The organism is Pseudoalteromonas sp. 3J6 (assembly GCF_903995135.1).
Lineage (GTDB): Bacteria > Pseudomonadota > Gammaproteobacteria > Enterobacterales > Alteromonadaceae > Pseudoalteromonas.
The window spans coordinates 689314-702700 of the sequence record NZ_LR877185.1; the positions used below are offsets into that span (position 1 = coordinate 689314).

Below are 13387 nucleotides of genomic sequence, written 5' to 3' on the forward strand. Positions count from 1 at the left end.
TTTGGCGGCATTTTATTATGTTACTAATGGGGTATTTGCACTGTGTGTGCCAAATTAAACTTATTTGTTTATAAATTATTTTTATTATTTAAAACAATGTATTGAAAATAACATGAGGTAGGTATACAAAAGTGATTATTTTAAAGGTTCACTTTGCTGGTGCAAAAAGTAGCCTAGCTGCACCATCAAAGCGCTGCTAGGCCATTTGGGTTTACTTGTTGATTAATTAACCAAATATGGTGCGCATTAGGGTAATTGTTTCGTTTACGCCACGACCTTTCTGTACTTCGCTAATAATGGAGTCGCGTTTAGCACGAATATGTTCTGGGATATCATCAGCAGCAAGAGCGCGGTCCACTAAAATCTCAGCAGATTCTTTACCTCGGCGTGGCGCTTTACTGCTGCTAGAAGTGCTACGTGTAGGTTTATTAAGTAGCTTAATGTAGTTAGAGTTATCAGCAGTGTTAGTATCTGCATAGTAAAAAAAACAAGGTATAAGCGCTTTAATATCTACTAATTGGGTTTCTAGTTCATTACCAGCGTTGGCCATTTTAAACCATGACATAGCGTGAATACTTTGTACTACATCTTGCCAATAACGCTCAAAGTCGCGGTTATTTAATTTGGTGATACCTAAAGCTGAGCAAAGTGCATCTAAGCGGCTATTGCTTATTGGTGTAAATACATCAGGGCGGCGCATTGCTAATAAGCGGGTGGCAGGTGCCAGTGTTGGTTTTTCATCACTACCATTAAATGCACTCAAGTAAGCAACTACAAATTGCTGATAATCAGTTTGGGCTACATCACCCTCAAGTGGAATGTTGCTAAGCGCGTCGTCGAAGGCACCTGGCAGGTCAGCCAGCATCTGGTGAAAACCTTTGGCGCTTTTGGTAGAGGCAAACCATTCTACATCAAAATTATAAGTACTCGGATCGAGTGATGCCATATGCTTACCGCTAAAAGCGAGTAAGTCTTCAGGGATCATATCTTTTAACGATTTTTCACGTAGGCCTGCAATATAAGTAGTTAAACGTAACTGCTCATCAAGTGCCACCAGTTCTTTATGTTGCTCTACAAACATACTCACTACTGGCCAAGGCGCTACCCGTAATGTTTTTAATTGTAAAAAGCTAATGGCTGAAATAAGTTGGTCATGCAGCTTTTTTAATAATGGTAATTGTGGGGTTTCGAGTAAGTCATAATTAATGCGGTCGCGGCTTGCGCTTAATAGCTCGTAACACCAACCTAAAAAGTCTTCTGGATGGTTTTCCACTTTCACAGCCATCAGGTTTAGGCTTAGCTCTGAAGATTGCTTCAGAATGTTTTGGTAAATTTGACTTTCTTGCTCGCCTAATGCCATTTTTGACGGTGAAATTAGCAGTTTCTTCATGCCTTGTAGACTCTCCGGTTAGATATACTTTTTAGTCGCTTTATTTTAGCTTATTTAGGCTAAATACAACAGGGGCGCGCATCATACCGAACAATTAAAGGAATGTAATCAGAAGCGTGAATCTTTAAGTTTATTAAAGTGAGTCTTCAAAACCTAATTTAGAAAGAGGATAGCTATGGTTAATACATTTTTATTTGTTTAACAATGCTTTTCGCGCTAACTCTCGCTATGATAAGAGCATTATTTGCACGTTTGAAAGGATGATCATGAAGACCTTATTTAAAATTATTGGTGTCATATTATTGCTATGTATAGCGTTAATTGTTGCTGCACCATTTTTAATTCCTACTGATACTATTTTTAATAAAGTGTCTGAGCAGGTAGAAAAAACAACTGGGCGCACATTAACGATAAAGGGAGATAAAACCCTCAGTGTATTTCCTGCATTAAAGCTGGAGCTTAATGATGTGCATTTTGCCAATATGCCCAGTGGCTCTCGCGCTGATATGGCAAGTATGCAGCAACTTGCTGTTCATATTCCGTGGCTTTCATTACTCGGTGGCGAACTAAAGCTAGAAAAGTTTGTAATTAATGAGCCTGATATTTTGCTAGAAACCGATAAAAGCGGCAAAGCGAACTGGCAGTTATTTGATGCAGTGGCCAAGCAACCAGAGCAACAAACTCAATCGGGTGAGGCAGTCAAACTACCTGAAAACTTTGATATTCAATTAGGTGAAGTCGCTATTTATGGCGGGTCATTTACTTATTTAGATGGTCAAACGGGTGCTAAACAACAAATTAGCGATTTAGAACTGGCTATATTACTGCCTTCACTGCGCAAACAGCTCGAAGTAACCGGTGCTATTACTTATATGCAAGAGCGATTTGAACTTGATGTAAAACTTGATACTCCAGCAAAAGCGATTGAAGGCGCCACATTTAATGTAAAGCAAAAACTTAACTCACGTTTAGTAGATTTAACGTTTGATGGCAGCATAGCCAAACAAGGCCAAGATATTAATGGATTATTAGCACTTAACGGTGATTCAGTTAAAAATATTGCTAACTGGCAAGGGGTTGACTTAAACACTAAAGACAATGCGTTTAATGCCTTTAGTATCAATGCCCAAATGCACCTGCTCGGTGAAGAGTTTAACCTAACTGAATTAGTTGCAACGCTCGATGCACTCGAGATTAAAGGTAAAAGTAAGGTGAATCTAGGCAGTCGTTTAGCGGTTAATGCTGATATTGACTTAGGCATGCTTGATTTAAATCCTTACTTACCTGAAACCGTAGCTAAAAAAGAAGTCCCAGCAAAAGACGACTCTAAGCCTGCAGAGCCAATAGTGTGGGATGATACTAAAATTGATTTAAGTGGCTTAAATGCATTAGATGCAAATGTGATTGTCCGTTCAAGCGGTTTAAAAGCTAACGACATTAAACTCGGCGCTAACCAGTTTACTGTAGCACTTAAAAATAGCATTGCTAAATTAAGCTTAGATAGCTTTGCCGCTTATGAAGGAACAGGTAAAGGGGGGGTGACTATCAATGCCCAAAATACCCCGTATAAAATAGCAACCAACTTCGATTTAGATAAAATAGACGCACAGCCATTACTTAGCGATGCTGCAGGGTTTGATAAGCTAATGGGCAAGGGCTCTTTAAACTGGAATCTAACCACAGCAGGGCAAAGCCAAAAAACGTTTATTAACGCGCTTAATGGTAAACTAGGGTTCAAGTTCGCTGATGGTGCAGTTAAGGGAGCAAACGTAGCAGAAATGGTGCGTAAGGGTAAAGAGCTAGTTAAAGGCAACTTTAATGCCGTGTCTGAGGGATTAGATACAGGATTTGAGGAATCTGAGAAAACAGATTTCTCTGCACTTTCTGGTAGTTTTAACTTTACCAATGGCGTAGGCAAAAATACTGATTTATCGTTGATCAGCCCTTTAATACGTATTTCAGGTGAAGGAGATGTTGATTTACCGCAAACTCTGGTTAATTACCGCCTAGTAACAGGTTTAGTTGATTCTATTGAAGGTCAAGGTACTACCGATGATAGCACTGGCTTTAAAATTCCCCTGAGGATAAAAGGCCCATTTCATGATGTTGGCATAAAATTAGATATAGGCAGTGCGGTTAAAGATGAAGCAAAAGAAAAAGCTAAAGACAAAATTAAAGACAAATTAAAAGGTTTGTTTGGCTAATTTTAATTACTGATATAAAACAAGGCATCGCTGAGATGCCTTGTTTGTTTTATAACCACCTGTAATTTAGATAAATAGCATAAAAAACCAGTTTCTAATTTAGCGTCCGCATTAAATTAATTAAAAAATAACCTACCACTCCCCTCTCAATGCTGATACAATTGCCCGCCCTTAAGAGACATCTAGTATGTTTTTTGAGTGGAATTCAATCGAAATGTCTTGATTTTAAACAAATTTAAGACAAGTTGTAATTACTACACCGGAGGTCATTAACATGATCCAAATGCAAACTCAGCTGGAAGTTGCTGATAACAGCGGCGCTCGCAAAGTGCAGTGTATAAAAGTCCTTGGTGGTTCACACCGTCGCTATGCAGCGATTGGCGATATCATTAAAGTTTCTGTAAAAGAAGCGATTCCTCGCGGTAAAGTGAAGAAAGGTGATGTTAAAAACGCGGTAGTTGTGCGTACCAAAAAAGGCGTTCGTCGTCCAGACGGTTCATTGATCCGTTTCGACAGCAATGCGGCTGTTATCTTAAATGATAACTTGCAGCCTATTGGTACTCGTATTTTCGGCCCTGTGACTCGCGAACTTCGTAATGAAAAGTTCATGAAAATCGTTTCACTAGCCCCAGAAGTACTGTAAGGAGTCTATCATGGCAGCAAAAATCCGTCGTGATGACGAAGTAATCGTACTAGCAGGTAAAGACAAAGGTAAGCGCGGCAAAGTGCTTTCAGTTGTAACCGAGTCTGGTCGAGTATTTGTCGAAGGCATTAACTTAATCAAGAAACATCAAAAGCCGGTTCCACAGTTGAACCAAGCTGGCGGTATTGTTGAGAAAGAAGCGTCTATCGACGTATCAAACGTTGCGATCTACAACTCGGAAACGAGCAAAGCAGATCGTGTAGGTTTCAAGATTGAAGATGGTAAGAAATTACGTATCTTTAAATCTACTGGTAAAACTATCTAATAGTTGGAGTAGAATGATGGCGAAACTGCATGAAGTATATAAAGACAAAGTAGTTGCTGAACTTCAAGAGAAGTTTGGTTTCAGCTCTGTCATGCAAGTCCCTCAGATCGAAAAGATCACATTAAACATGGGTGTGGGCGAAGCCTTAGCTGACAAGAAGATTTTAGATAACGCTGTTGCGGATCTAGAAGCTATCTCTGGTCAGAAACCTTTAATCACTAAAGCACGCAAATCTGTTGCTGGCTTCAAAGTGCGTGAAGGTTACCCGATTGGTTGTAAAGTAACCCTACGCGGCGAGCGTATGTGGGACTTTTTTGAGCGTTTGGTTTCAATCGCTATCCCACGTATCCGTGACTTCCGTGGTGTAAGTGCTAAGTCTTTTGATGGACGTGGTAACTACAGCATGGGCGTACGTGAACAAATCATCTTCCCAGAAATTGATTATGATAAAGTAGACCGTGTACGCGGTATGGATATCACAATCACTACATCTGCGAAATCAGATGAGGAAGGCCGTGCGTTGTTAGAAGCGTTTAACTTCCCATTCAAGAAATAAGGGTAGGGTTATGGCAAAGAATTCTATGAAAGCGCGCGAAGCAAAGCGCACTAAACTAGTTGCTCAGTACGCTGAAAAGCGTGCAGCACTAAAAGCTATCATCAGTGATGTTAATACATCTGAAGATGATCGTTGGGACGCGGTACTTAAGCTACAAGCTTTACCTCGTGATTCTAGCCCTGCACGTCAACGTAATCGTTGTAACATTACGGGCCGCCCACATGGTTTCCTTCGCAAATTCGGCATGAGCCGTATTAAAGTTCGCGAAGCAGCTATGCGCGGTGAAATTCCTGGCCTTAAAAAGGCTAGCTGGTAATAGAATCATGGGAGTAAGACTATGAGCTTGCAAGATCCTATCGCGGATTTATTTACACGAATCCGTAACGGTCAGTCAGCGAAGAAAGTATCTGTAACGATGCCAAATTCGAAACTGAAAGTAGCAGTAGCTAATGTATTAAAAAATGAAGGTTACATCGCAGACTTCGCAGTAAGTGGTGATGTTAAACCTGAGCTTTCTATCGAGTTAAAGTACTTCGAAGGCAAAGCTGTTATTGAAAATATCCAGCGTGTAAGTCGCCCTGGTCTACGTATCTATAAGAGACGTGACGAATTACCGAAGGTAATGGGTGGTTTAGGTATCGCTATCGTATCAACTTCTAAAGGCCTAATGACAGACCGCGCAGCACGTAGTGCAGGCGTTGGTGGTGAAATCATTGGTTTTGTAGCTTAATCGGAGGGGAACTATGTCTCGCATAGCAAAGGCACCAATAAACGTTCCTGCCGGTGTAGAAGTTACATTAAAAGGCCAGGAAATCACAGTTAAAGGCAAAAACGGTGAACTTACTCGTACTATCAACAATGCTGTTGAAGTACAAGTTAACGACAACGTTATTACAACTTTACCTCGTGAAGGCGTAGCCAATGCATGGGCACAAGCAGGTACTGCTCGCGCTCTAATCAACAACATGGTTGTTGGTACGCATGAAGGTTACGAGAAGAAACTTCAGTTAGTAGGTGTTGGTTACCGTGCTGCAGCTAAGGGCAAAGTTTTAGACTTAACTCTTGGTTTCTCGCACCCAGTTAATTTCGCAGTTCCTGAAGGAATTACGATTGAAACTCCAAGCCAAACAGAAGTTCTAGTTAAGGGCGTAGACAAGCAGTTAGTTGGTCAAACAGCTGCTAACATTCGTGCATACCGTAAACCTGAGCCTTATAAAGGTAAAGGTGTTCGTTATTCAGATGAGAATGTACGCCGTAAAGAGGCTAAGAAGAAGTAAGGTAAGACGATGGATAAAAAAACAGCTCGTCTACGTCGTGCTAAACGCACTCGTAGAAATTATATTGAACAAGGCACAACGCGTCTTGTTATCCACCGCACGCCACGTCACATTTACGCTCAAGTTGTAAACGCTGAGGGTAATGTACTGGCTGCTGCTTCTACTGTTGAGAAAGCTATTAGCGAAACAGTTAAAGGCACAGGCAACGTTGCAGCTGCACAAGCAGTTGGTAAAGCGGTTGCTGAACGTGCGGCTGACAAAGGCATCGAAAAGATTGCTTTTGATCGCAGTGGCTTTAAATATCACGGCCGTGTGAAGGCGCTAGCTGATGCTGCGCGTGAAGCCGGTTTGCAATTCTAGGAGTAGACAATGGCTAACGTAGAAGCAAAGCAACAACAGCCTGATTTAGCTGAAAAGCTAATCGCGGTGAACCGTGTGTCTAAAGTAGTTAAAGGTGGTCGTATCTTTAGCTTTACTGCACTAACTGTAGTTGGTGATGGCGCAGGTAAAGTAGGTTTCGGTTATGGTAAAGCACGTGAAGTTCCAGCTGCTATTCAAAAAGCAATGGAAAAAGCACGTCGTAACATGATCAACGTAGACCTAAATGGCAACACATTACAGCATCCTGTTAAAGGACGTCATGCTGGCTCACAAGTGTTTATGAAACCAGCATCTGAAGGTACTGGTATCATTGCAGGTGGTGCTATGCGTGCAGTACTTGAAGTGACTGGTGTGCAGAACGTACTTTCTAAATGTTACGGTTCTACTAACCCGATCAACGTTGTACGTGCAACGATCTCAGCTCTTGAGAACATGAATTCTCCTCAGTCGATCGCTGCAAAACGTGGTCTTCGAGTAGATGAGATTTTGGGGTAAACCATGGCTAATAAAACTGTAAAAGTAACACAAGTAAAAAGCTCTATCGGTCGTTTACCGAAGCATAAAGCTACATTACGCGGTCTTGGTTTACGTCGTATCAATCACACTGTTGAGTTAGAAGACACAGCATGTGTGCGTGGTATGATCAACCAGGTTTATTACATGGTTAAGGTAGAGGGGTAATTCGATGCATTTGAATACACTTTCACCTGCTGCAGGTTCAAAAACTGCTCCAAAACGTGTTGGTCGTGGTATCGGTTCTGGTCTTGGTAAGACTGGTGGCCGTGGTCACAAAGGTCAAAAATCACGTTCTGGCGGTAAAGTACGCGTTGGTTTTGAGGGCGGTCAAATGCCTATGCAACGTCGTCTACCTAAGTTCGGTTTCACTTCTCGCAAATCTTTAGTATCTGCAGAAATTAACCTATACGAAATCGCTAAAGTTGAAGGCGATGTGGTAGACCTAAGCGCGTTACAAGCAGCTGGTCTAGTTAAAAAGAACGTTCAGTTCGTTAAAGTTGTTAAATCTGGCGAAGTTTCACGCGCTGTTACCGTTAAAGGCCTTAAGGCTTCTAAAGGTGCACGCGAAGCTATCGAAGCTGCCGGAGGCAAGGTAGAAGACTAAGGAAGTACTAATGGCTAAACCAGGTCAAGATACACAAAGTGCACAAGGTGGACTTTCGGAATTGAAGCGCCGATTACTCTTCGTATTGGGTGCTATCATAATTTACCGTCTAGGTTCATTTGTGCCGATCCCTGGGATTGACGCCGCTGTACTTGCCGATTTCTTCGAGCAACAAAAGGGCACCATTGTTGAGATGTTCAACATGTTTAGCGGTGGTGCGCTTGAGCGAGCTTCAGTGTTAGCACTGGGTATCATGCCGTATATCTCGGCTTCGATTATTACGCAACTATTAACGCATATGTATCCGCCGTTTATAGAGCTTAAGAAAGAAGGTGAGCAAGGGCGTAAAAAGATAAGCCAGTACACACGCTACGGCACGCTTGTGCTTGCTACTATCCAATCAATCGGTATTGCCACAAGCTTACCGGGCATGATGAACGGGTTAGTTGTTAACCCAGGTATGGGATTCTATTTCACCGCAGTGGTGAGTTTAGTAACCGGTACTATGTTCCTTATGTGGTTGGGCGAACAGATAACAGAACGTGGTATCGGTAACGGTATCTCAGTTCTAATATTTGTTGGTATTGTAGCTAACCTGCCGTCTGCTATTGGTTCGACAGCCGAAATGGCGCGCCAAGGTGATTTGAATGTTTTTGTACTGTTGATGGTTGCGGTTATAGTATTCGCTGTTACTTATCTTGTTGTATTCTTTGAACGTGGTCAACGACGTATTGTTGTTAACTACGCCAAACGTCAACAAGGTCGTCAAGTATTTGCTGCTCAAAGCACGCATTTACCTCTGAAAGTAAATATGGCGGGTGTTATTCCACCAATCTTCGCTAGCAGTATAATTCTGTTCCCTGGTACAATTGCAAGCTGGTTCGGCCAGGGTGAAGGTCCGGTTGCTGATGTGCTACAAGCAATTGCTACAACGTTGACTCCAGGTCAGCCTTTGTATGCAATGGTTTTAGCTGCGGCTATCATCTTCTTCTGCTTTTTCTACACAGCGTTGGTTTTTAACCCGCGTGAAACAGCAGACAACCTGAAAAAATCTGGCGCATTTATCCCAGGTATTCGTCCAGGTGAGCAGACATCTAAATACATTGATAAAGTGATGACACGCCTGACATTGGCAGGTGCTTTGTATATAACCTTTATCTGTCTGGTGCCCGAATTCATGACTATGGCATGGCAAACGCCATTCTATTTCGGCGGTACATCAATTTTGATTATCGTTGTTGTAATCATGGACTTTATGGCACAAGTACAGACGCATCTGATGTCACATCAGTATGATTCTGTGCTGAAAAAAGCGAACCTTAAAGGCTACGGTCGATAAGGTCAGTTTACGGAGTTGAGCAATGAAAGTACGTGCTTCCGTTAAGAAAATATGCCGTAACTGTAAAGTTATTAAACGTGCTGGTGTAGTACGCGTAATTTGCAGTGAGCCTAAGCATAAGCAAAGGCAAGGCTAAGTAAACAGTCGTGCAGGCTGAGGTTTCTCGGCCTGTGTTTTTAGTTGTGATTTGGTCTTCGTTTGAGTATCCTTACGGGCTTTTCAAACAGATGATTACCAAATTCAAATATAGGAGATGTGTTAGTGGCCCGTATCGCTGGCATTAACGTCCCTGATCATAAACATGCAGTTATTGGTTTAACAGCTATTTATGGCATAGGTAAGACTCGCTCTAAGGCTATCTTAGAAGCGACTGGTATCGCCGAGACCACAAAAATCGGTGAACTTTCAGACGAAACACTTGACGTACTGCGTGAAGCAGTTGGCAAGTACACTGTAGAAGGTGACCTTCGTCGTGAAGTTACTTTGAATATCAAGCGCCTTATGGACCTTGGTTGTTTCCGTGGCCTACGTCACCGTCGCTCTTTACCACTTCGTGGTCAAAGAACAAAGACTAACGCGCGTACCCGTAAGGGTCCTCGTAAGCCTATTAAGCGATAAGGGGATAGTAAAATGGCTAAGACACCAATTCGTCGTAAAAAGGTTAAAAAGCAAGTTGCTGATGGTATGGCTCATGTTCATGCGTCTTTCAACAACACTATTGTAACGATTACCGACCGTCAAGGTAATGCACTATCATGGGCTACTGCCGGTGGTTCAGGTTTCCGTGGTTCACGTAAATCTACTCCATTCGCTGCTCAGGTTGCTGCAGAGCGTGCAGGTACTGCTGCTCAAGAATACGGTTTAAAAAATCTAGAAGTTTTCATCAAAGGTCCAGGTCCAGGTCGTGAATCTGCTGTACGTGCTTTGAATGCTGCTGGTTACCGTATCACCAACATTACTGACGTGACGCCAATACCACATAATGGTTGTCGTCCACCGAAGAAACGTCGCGTTTAACAATAGGTTAGGAGAAATAACATGGCAAGATATTTGGGCCCTAAGCTCAAGCTGAGTCGTCGTGAAGGTACTGACCTGTTCCTTAAGAGCGGCGTAAGAGCTATCGACTCTAAGTGTAAACTTGAGACTGCACCTGGTCAGCACGGCGCTCGTAAAGGACGCTTATCTGATTACGGTTTACAATTACGTGAAAAGCAAAAAGTACGTCGTATTTACGGTGTATTAGAAAAGCAATTCCGTAACTACTACAAAGAAGCTGCTCGCCTTAAAGGCAACACAGGTGAAAACTTGTTACAGCTTTTAGAGCAACGTTTAGACAATGTTGTATATCGCATGGGTTTTGCTAGCACACGCGCTGAAGCACGTCAGTTAGTAAGCCACAAAGCGATTCTAGTTAATGGTCGTGTTGTGAATATTCCTTCATACGTAATTACTCCAGAAGATACTGTTGTAATCCGTGAGAAGTCTAAAACACAAGCACGTATCATCGCTGCTCTAGAGTTGGCTGAGCAACGTGAAAAGCCGACTTGGGTTGAAGTTGACGGTAAGAAATTGGAAGGTAGCTTCAAGCGCCTACCTGAGCGTTCAGATCTGTCTGCGGACATTAATGAACAACTAATCGTCGAACTTTACTCTAAGTAAAGTTAAGAGTTAAGAGAGGATAAAATGCAGGGTTCTGTTACAGAATTTCTAAAACCAAGGTTAGTCGATATCGACGCTATCAACCCAACGCGTTCTAAAGTAGTTTTAGAACCACTCGAGCGTGGCTTTGGTCACACTTTGGGTAATGCCTTACGCCGTATACTGTTATCATCTATGCCTGGATGTGCAGTAACTGAAGTTGAAATCGACGGTGTATTGCATGAGTACAGCGCGAAAGAAGGCGTACAAGAAGACATCATTGAAATACTACTAAACCTTAAAGGTCTAGCGGTAACGTTAGAAGGCAAAGATGAAGTTTTTCTGACCCTGACTAAATCTGGTGTAGGCCCTGTGACTGCGGCAGATATTCAGCACGATGGCGATGTAACAATTGCTAACCCAGATCATGTTATTTGTAATTTAACAACAAATAACAGCGAGATCAGCATGCGTATTCGTGTTGAGCGTGGTCGTGGTTATGTGCCGGCATCTAGTCGTTTATCCTCTGATGACGATGAGCGTCCAATTGGTCGATTGCTGCTTGATGCATCATTCAGCCCAGTTGAACGTATTGCGTACTCGGTTGAATCAGCCCGTGTTGAGCAACGTACAGATTTAGACAAGTTAATCATTGATATGGAAACAAACGGCACCTTAGATCCTGAAGAAGCGATCCGCCGTGCGTCTACTATCTTAGCTGAGCAATTAGATGCATTCGTAGATTTACGTGATGTAACTGAGCCAGAAGAGAAAGAAGAGAAGCCAGAATTCGATCCTATTCTACTTCGTCCAGTTGATGATCTTGAATTAACAGTACGTTCAGCAAACTGTTTGAAAGCCGAGCAAATTCAATATATCGGTGATTTAGTTCAGCGCACTGAAGTTGAGCTTCTTAAAACGCCTAATCTAGGTAAGAAGTCTCTAACTGAAATAAAAGACGTGCTAGCTTCACGTGGTCTTTCTCTAGGCATGCGCCTAGAAAATTGGCCGCCTGCAAGCCTAGCTGAATAATCTAAATCACTATATTAGTTTAGTTAGAAGGATAGGGTCATGCGCCATCGTAAGAGTGGTCGTCAATTAAACCGTAACAGTAGCCATCGTAAAGCGATGTTCAGCAATATGGCAGGTTCTTTGGTGAAACATGAAATCATCAAAACTACTTTGCCTAAAGCGAAAGAGTTACGCCGTGTAATTGAACCTTTAATCACACTGGCTAAGACTGACAGTGTAGCAAATCGCCGTTTAGCGTTTGCTCGCACGCGTGATAATGAAGTAGTTGGTAAGTTATTCAGTGAAATCGGTCCTCGTAATGCGGATCGTCCAGGTGGTTACACTCGTATTCTTAAGTGTGGCTTCCGTGCTGGTGATAATGCACCAATGGCTTATATTGAACTAGTTGGTCGCCCAGCGGCGAGCGAAGAAGTTCAAGAAGACGCGCAGTCTGCAGAGTAAGTCTTAAAGAGACACCAAAAAGCCGAGCTTATGCTCGGCTTTTTAATATCTAAAATTCACACAAATGAATAAAGCTTTTAGCTCTATTATTAATAGCAAATTTATTCTCATTCCTTTCATCTAATAAAATAGCCTAACTAGAATCGACGAATCATAATGCGAGCGTTTAGGACTGCTATCTTTCTATTTATAAGTAAAGCTATTTAGACTAATAAATATATGACAATGTAACGACTTTTACAGTTTATAGTTATTAATATAAAAAAGTTCGAAATAATTGATACCCACCAATAGCTCATTAACTTTATATAGTAGAGCCCTTGCCTGATGTACTTATTCGCCACTAATCTAAATGGCCATATAAAGCTAAACAATTTGTTTTCTTGATAATCGCTACAATAACTATGAAAAGATTTTCCAAAAAATAAGTTTTTACAGCTTTAAAGGCGAAATATGATTAGCTTTAGTTGTCTTTTTAAGCGTTTAGTCTAAATATCCAACGAACAGTCATTTATTTCAACTTTTCTTCAAAAAAGGGTTGATCTGTTTTCGGATCTCCCTATAATGCGACCCCACTGAGACGGGGAACGCCAACGCATAGCGAGGCACGAGCTACTCAGTGAGTCGAGTAAAACTTAGTTTTGAAAACTTTTAAGTTTAGTAAAATTAAGTGTTGACAAAAAAATAGGAAAGCGTAATATGCGCAGCCCTAGCGAGATAAAGTTTAACGCTTTAATCGCAACGTTCTTTAACAATATAAAGCAATCATCTGTGTGGGCACTCGTACAGATTGAGTTCTAACAGCCAAGCTTAGTTTACTAAGTGAGGCAAACAAATTTAGAGTCTCAATTGAAACTGAGTGACCAACAGCAATAAATTTATTTATTGCAGCACAGTCAATTCAATATCGAAAGATATTAAATAAATTCAGAATTCATTGAGCTGTCGAAAGACAAAAAACTTTTTAATTGAAGAGTTTGATCATGGCTCAGATTGAACGCTGGCGGCAGGCCTAACACATGCAAGTCGAGCGGTAACAGA

At 41.7% G+C, this 13387-nt stretch carries 19 protein-coding genes; 18 read left to right on the forward strand and 1 reads right to left on the reverse strand.

Annotated elements, in window-relative coordinates; all coding sequences use genetic code 11:
- Positions 1-226 precede the first annotated feature (226 nt).
- Positions 227-1390 carry a hypothetical protein gene (locus P3J6_RS03155; protein WP_138608290.1) on the reverse strand — a complete coding sequence of 388 codons (1164 nt, stop codon included), beginning with the start codon at positions 1388-1390 and terminating at the stop codon, positions 227-229.
- A 266-nt stretch (positions 1391-1656) separates the two neighbouring features.
- Between P3J6_RS03155 and P3J6_RS03160 the strand changes: the two genes are divergently transcribed.
- The 18 genes from P3J6_RS03160 (at position 1657) to rplQ (ending at position 12346) form a co-directional block, all read left to right on the forward strand.
- Positions 1657-3594: an AsmA family protein gene (locus P3J6_RS03160; protein ID WP_198522218.1), complete on the forward strand. Its 1938-nt coding sequence runs from the start codon at positions 1657-1659 to the stop codon at positions 3592-3594.
- A 274-nt stretch (positions 3595-3868) separates the two neighbouring features.
- Positions 3869-4237, forward strand: a complete 369-nt coding sequence (gene rplN, locus P3J6_RS03165; RefSeq protein WP_008115397.1) for a 50S ribosomal protein L14 — start codon at positions 3869-3871, stop codon at positions 4235-4237.
- A 10-nt stretch (positions 4238-4247) separates the two neighbouring features.
- Complete coding sequence (gene rplX, locus P3J6_RS03170) at positions 4248-4562, forward strand: 50S ribosomal protein L24 (protein WP_004589210.1); 315 nt, start codon at positions 4248-4250, stop codon at positions 4560-4562.
- Positions 4563-4578: 16 nt separating this feature from the next.
- Positions 4579-5118, forward strand: coding sequence for a 50S ribosomal protein L5 (gene rplE / locus P3J6_RS03175; protein ID WP_010392500.1), 540 nt, complete (start codon positions 4579-4581; stop codon positions 5116-5118).
- Between the two features lie 10 nt (positions 5119-5128).
- Positions 5129-5434: a 30S ribosomal protein S14 gene (rpsN, locus tag P3J6_RS03180; RefSeq protein ID WP_006794245.1), complete on the forward strand. Its 306-nt coding sequence runs from the start codon at positions 5129-5131 to the stop codon at positions 5432-5434.
- A 21-nt stretch (positions 5435-5455) separates the two neighbouring features.
- Complete coding sequence (rpsH, locus tag P3J6_RS03185) at positions 5456-5848, forward strand: 30S ribosomal protein S8 (RefSeq protein WP_008115392.1); 393 nt, start codon at positions 5456-5458, stop codon at positions 5846-5848.
- A 13-nt stretch (positions 5849-5861) separates the two neighbouring features.
- Positions 5862-6395: a 50S ribosomal protein L6 gene (gene rplF / locus P3J6_RS03190; RefSeq protein ID WP_008115390.1), complete on the forward strand. Its 534-nt coding sequence runs from the start codon at positions 5862-5864 to the stop codon at positions 6393-6395.
- Between the two features lie 9 nt (positions 6396-6404).
- Entirely contained in the window at positions 6405-6755 is a 351-nt protein-coding gene (gene rplR, locus P3J6_RS03195; protein ID WP_008115388.1) for a 50S ribosomal protein L18, read from the forward strand.
- 9 nt (positions 6756-6764) lie between these two features.
- Entirely contained in the window at positions 6765-7271 is a 507-nt protein-coding gene (gene rpsE, locus P3J6_RS03200; protein ID WP_008115387.1) for a 30S ribosomal protein S5, read from the forward strand.
- Positions 7272-7274: 3 nt separating this feature from the next.
- Positions 7275-7457: a 50S ribosomal protein L30 gene (rpmD, locus tag P3J6_RS03205; protein WP_008115384.1), complete on the forward strand. Its 183-nt coding sequence runs from the start codon at positions 7275-7277 to the stop codon at positions 7455-7457.
- 4 nt (positions 7458-7461) lie between these two features.
- Positions 7462-7896, forward strand: a complete 435-nt coding sequence (rplO, locus tag P3J6_RS03210) for a 50S ribosomal protein L15 (RefSeq protein WP_008115382.1) — start codon at positions 7462-7464, stop codon at positions 7894-7896.
- 10 nt (positions 7897-7906) lie between these two features.
- Positions 7907-9235 carry a preprotein translocase subunit SecY gene (gene secY / locus P3J6_RS03215; RefSeq protein WP_008115380.1) on the forward strand — a complete coding sequence of 443 codons (1329 nt, stop codon included), beginning with the start codon at positions 7907-7909 and terminating at the stop codon, positions 9233-9235.
- A gap of 22 nt (positions 9236-9257) precedes the next feature.
- Positions 9258-9371 carry a 50S ribosomal protein L36 gene (gene rpmJ, locus P3J6_RS03220; protein ID WP_002959476.1) on the forward strand — a complete coding sequence of 38 codons (114 nt, stop codon included), beginning with the start codon at positions 9258-9260 and terminating at the stop codon, positions 9369-9371.
- A 125-nt stretch (positions 9372-9496) separates the two neighbouring features.
- Positions 9497-9853, forward strand: a complete 357-nt coding sequence (gene rpsM / locus P3J6_RS03225) for a 30S ribosomal protein S13 (RefSeq protein ID WP_008115377.1) — start codon at positions 9497-9499, stop codon at positions 9851-9853.
- Between the two features lie 12 nt (positions 9854-9865).
- Complete coding sequence (rpsK, locus tag P3J6_RS03230; RefSeq protein WP_002959471.1) at positions 9866-10252, forward strand: 30S ribosomal protein S11; 387 nt, start codon at positions 9866-9868, stop codon at positions 10250-10252.
- Positions 10253-10273: 21 nt separating this feature from the next.
- Positions 10274-10894: a 30S ribosomal protein S4 gene (gene rpsD, locus P3J6_RS03235; RefSeq protein ID WP_002959461.1), complete on the forward strand. Its 621-nt coding sequence runs from the start codon at positions 10274-10276 to the stop codon at positions 10892-10894.
- Between the two features lie 24 nt (positions 10895-10918).
- A complete protein-coding gene (locus tag P3J6_RS03240; RefSeq protein WP_008115371.1) occupies positions 10919-11905 on the forward strand; it encodes a DNA-directed RNA polymerase subunit alpha in 987 nt (328 codons plus the stop codon).
- 39 nt (positions 11906-11944) lie between these two features.
- A complete protein-coding gene (rplQ, locus tag P3J6_RS03245; protein ID WP_008115370.1) occupies positions 11945-12346 on the forward strand; it encodes a 50S ribosomal protein L17 in 402 nt (133 codons plus the stop codon).
- Positions 12347-13387: the final 1041 nt, after the last annotated feature.

Coding starts and splice junctions, on each gene's coding strand:
- P3J6_RS03155 (WP_138608290.1), bottom strand. CDS start 1,390: ATGAAGAAACTGCTAATTTCACCGTCAAAAATGGCATTAGGCGAGCAA.
- rplQ (WP_008115370.1), top strand. CDS start 11,945: ATGCGCCATCGTAAGAGTGGTCGTCAATTAAACCGTAACAGTAGCCAT.
- rplO (WP_008115382.1), top strand. CDS start 7,462: ATGCATTTGAATACACTTTCACCTGCTGCAGGTTCAAAAACTGCTCCA.
- P3J6_RS03240 (WP_008115371.1), top strand. CDS start 10,919: ATGCAGGGTTCTGTTACAGAATTTCTAAAACCAAGGTTAGTCGATATC.
- rplN (WP_008115397.1), top strand. CDS start 3,869: ATGATCCAAATGCAAACTCAGCTGGAAGTTGCTGATAACAGCGGCGCT.
- rplX (WP_004589210.1), top strand. CDS start 4,248: ATGGCAGCAAAAATCCGTCGTGATGACGAAGTAATCGTACTAGCAGGT.
- rplF (WP_008115390.1), top strand. CDS start 5,862: ATGTCTCGCATAGCAAAGGCACCAATAAACGTTCCTGCCGGTGTAGAA.
- rpmJ (WP_002959476.1), top strand. CDS start 9,258: ATGAAAGTACGTGCTTCCGTTAAGAAAATATGCCGTAACTGTAAAGTT.
- rpsE (WP_008115387.1), top strand. CDS start 6,765: ATGGCTAACGTAGAAGCAAAGCAACAACAGCCTGATTTAGCTGAAAAG.
- secY (WP_008115380.1), top strand. CDS start 7,907: ATGGCTAAACCAGGTCAAGATACACAAAGTGCACAAGGTGGACTTTCG.
- rpsH (WP_008115392.1), top strand. CDS start 5,456: ATGAGCTTGCAAGATCCTATCGCGGATTTATTTACACGAATCCGTAAC.
- rpmD (WP_008115384.1), top strand. CDS start 7,275: ATGGCTAATAAAACTGTAAAAGTAACACAAGTAAAAAGCTCTATCGGT.
- rplE (WP_010392500.1), top strand. CDS start 4,579: ATGGCGAAACTGCATGAAGTATATAAAGACAAAGTAGTTGCTGAACTT.
- rplR (WP_008115388.1), top strand. CDS start 6,405: ATGGATAAAAAAACAGCTCGTCTACGTCGTGCTAAACGCACTCGTAGA.
- P3J6_RS03160 (WP_198522218.1), top strand. CDS start 1,657: ATGAAGACCTTATTTAAAATTATTGGTGTCATATTATTGCTATGTATA.
- rpsD (WP_002959461.1), top strand. CDS start 10,274: ATGGCAAGATATTTGGGCCCTAAGCTCAAGCTGAGTCGTCGTGAAGGT.
- rpsN (WP_006794245.1), top strand. CDS start 5,129: ATGGCAAAGAATTCTATGAAAGCGCGCGAAGCAAAGCGCACTAAACTA.
- rpsK (WP_002959471.1), top strand. CDS start 9,866: ATGGCTAAGACACCAATTCGTCGTAAAAAGGTTAAAAAGCAAGTTGCT.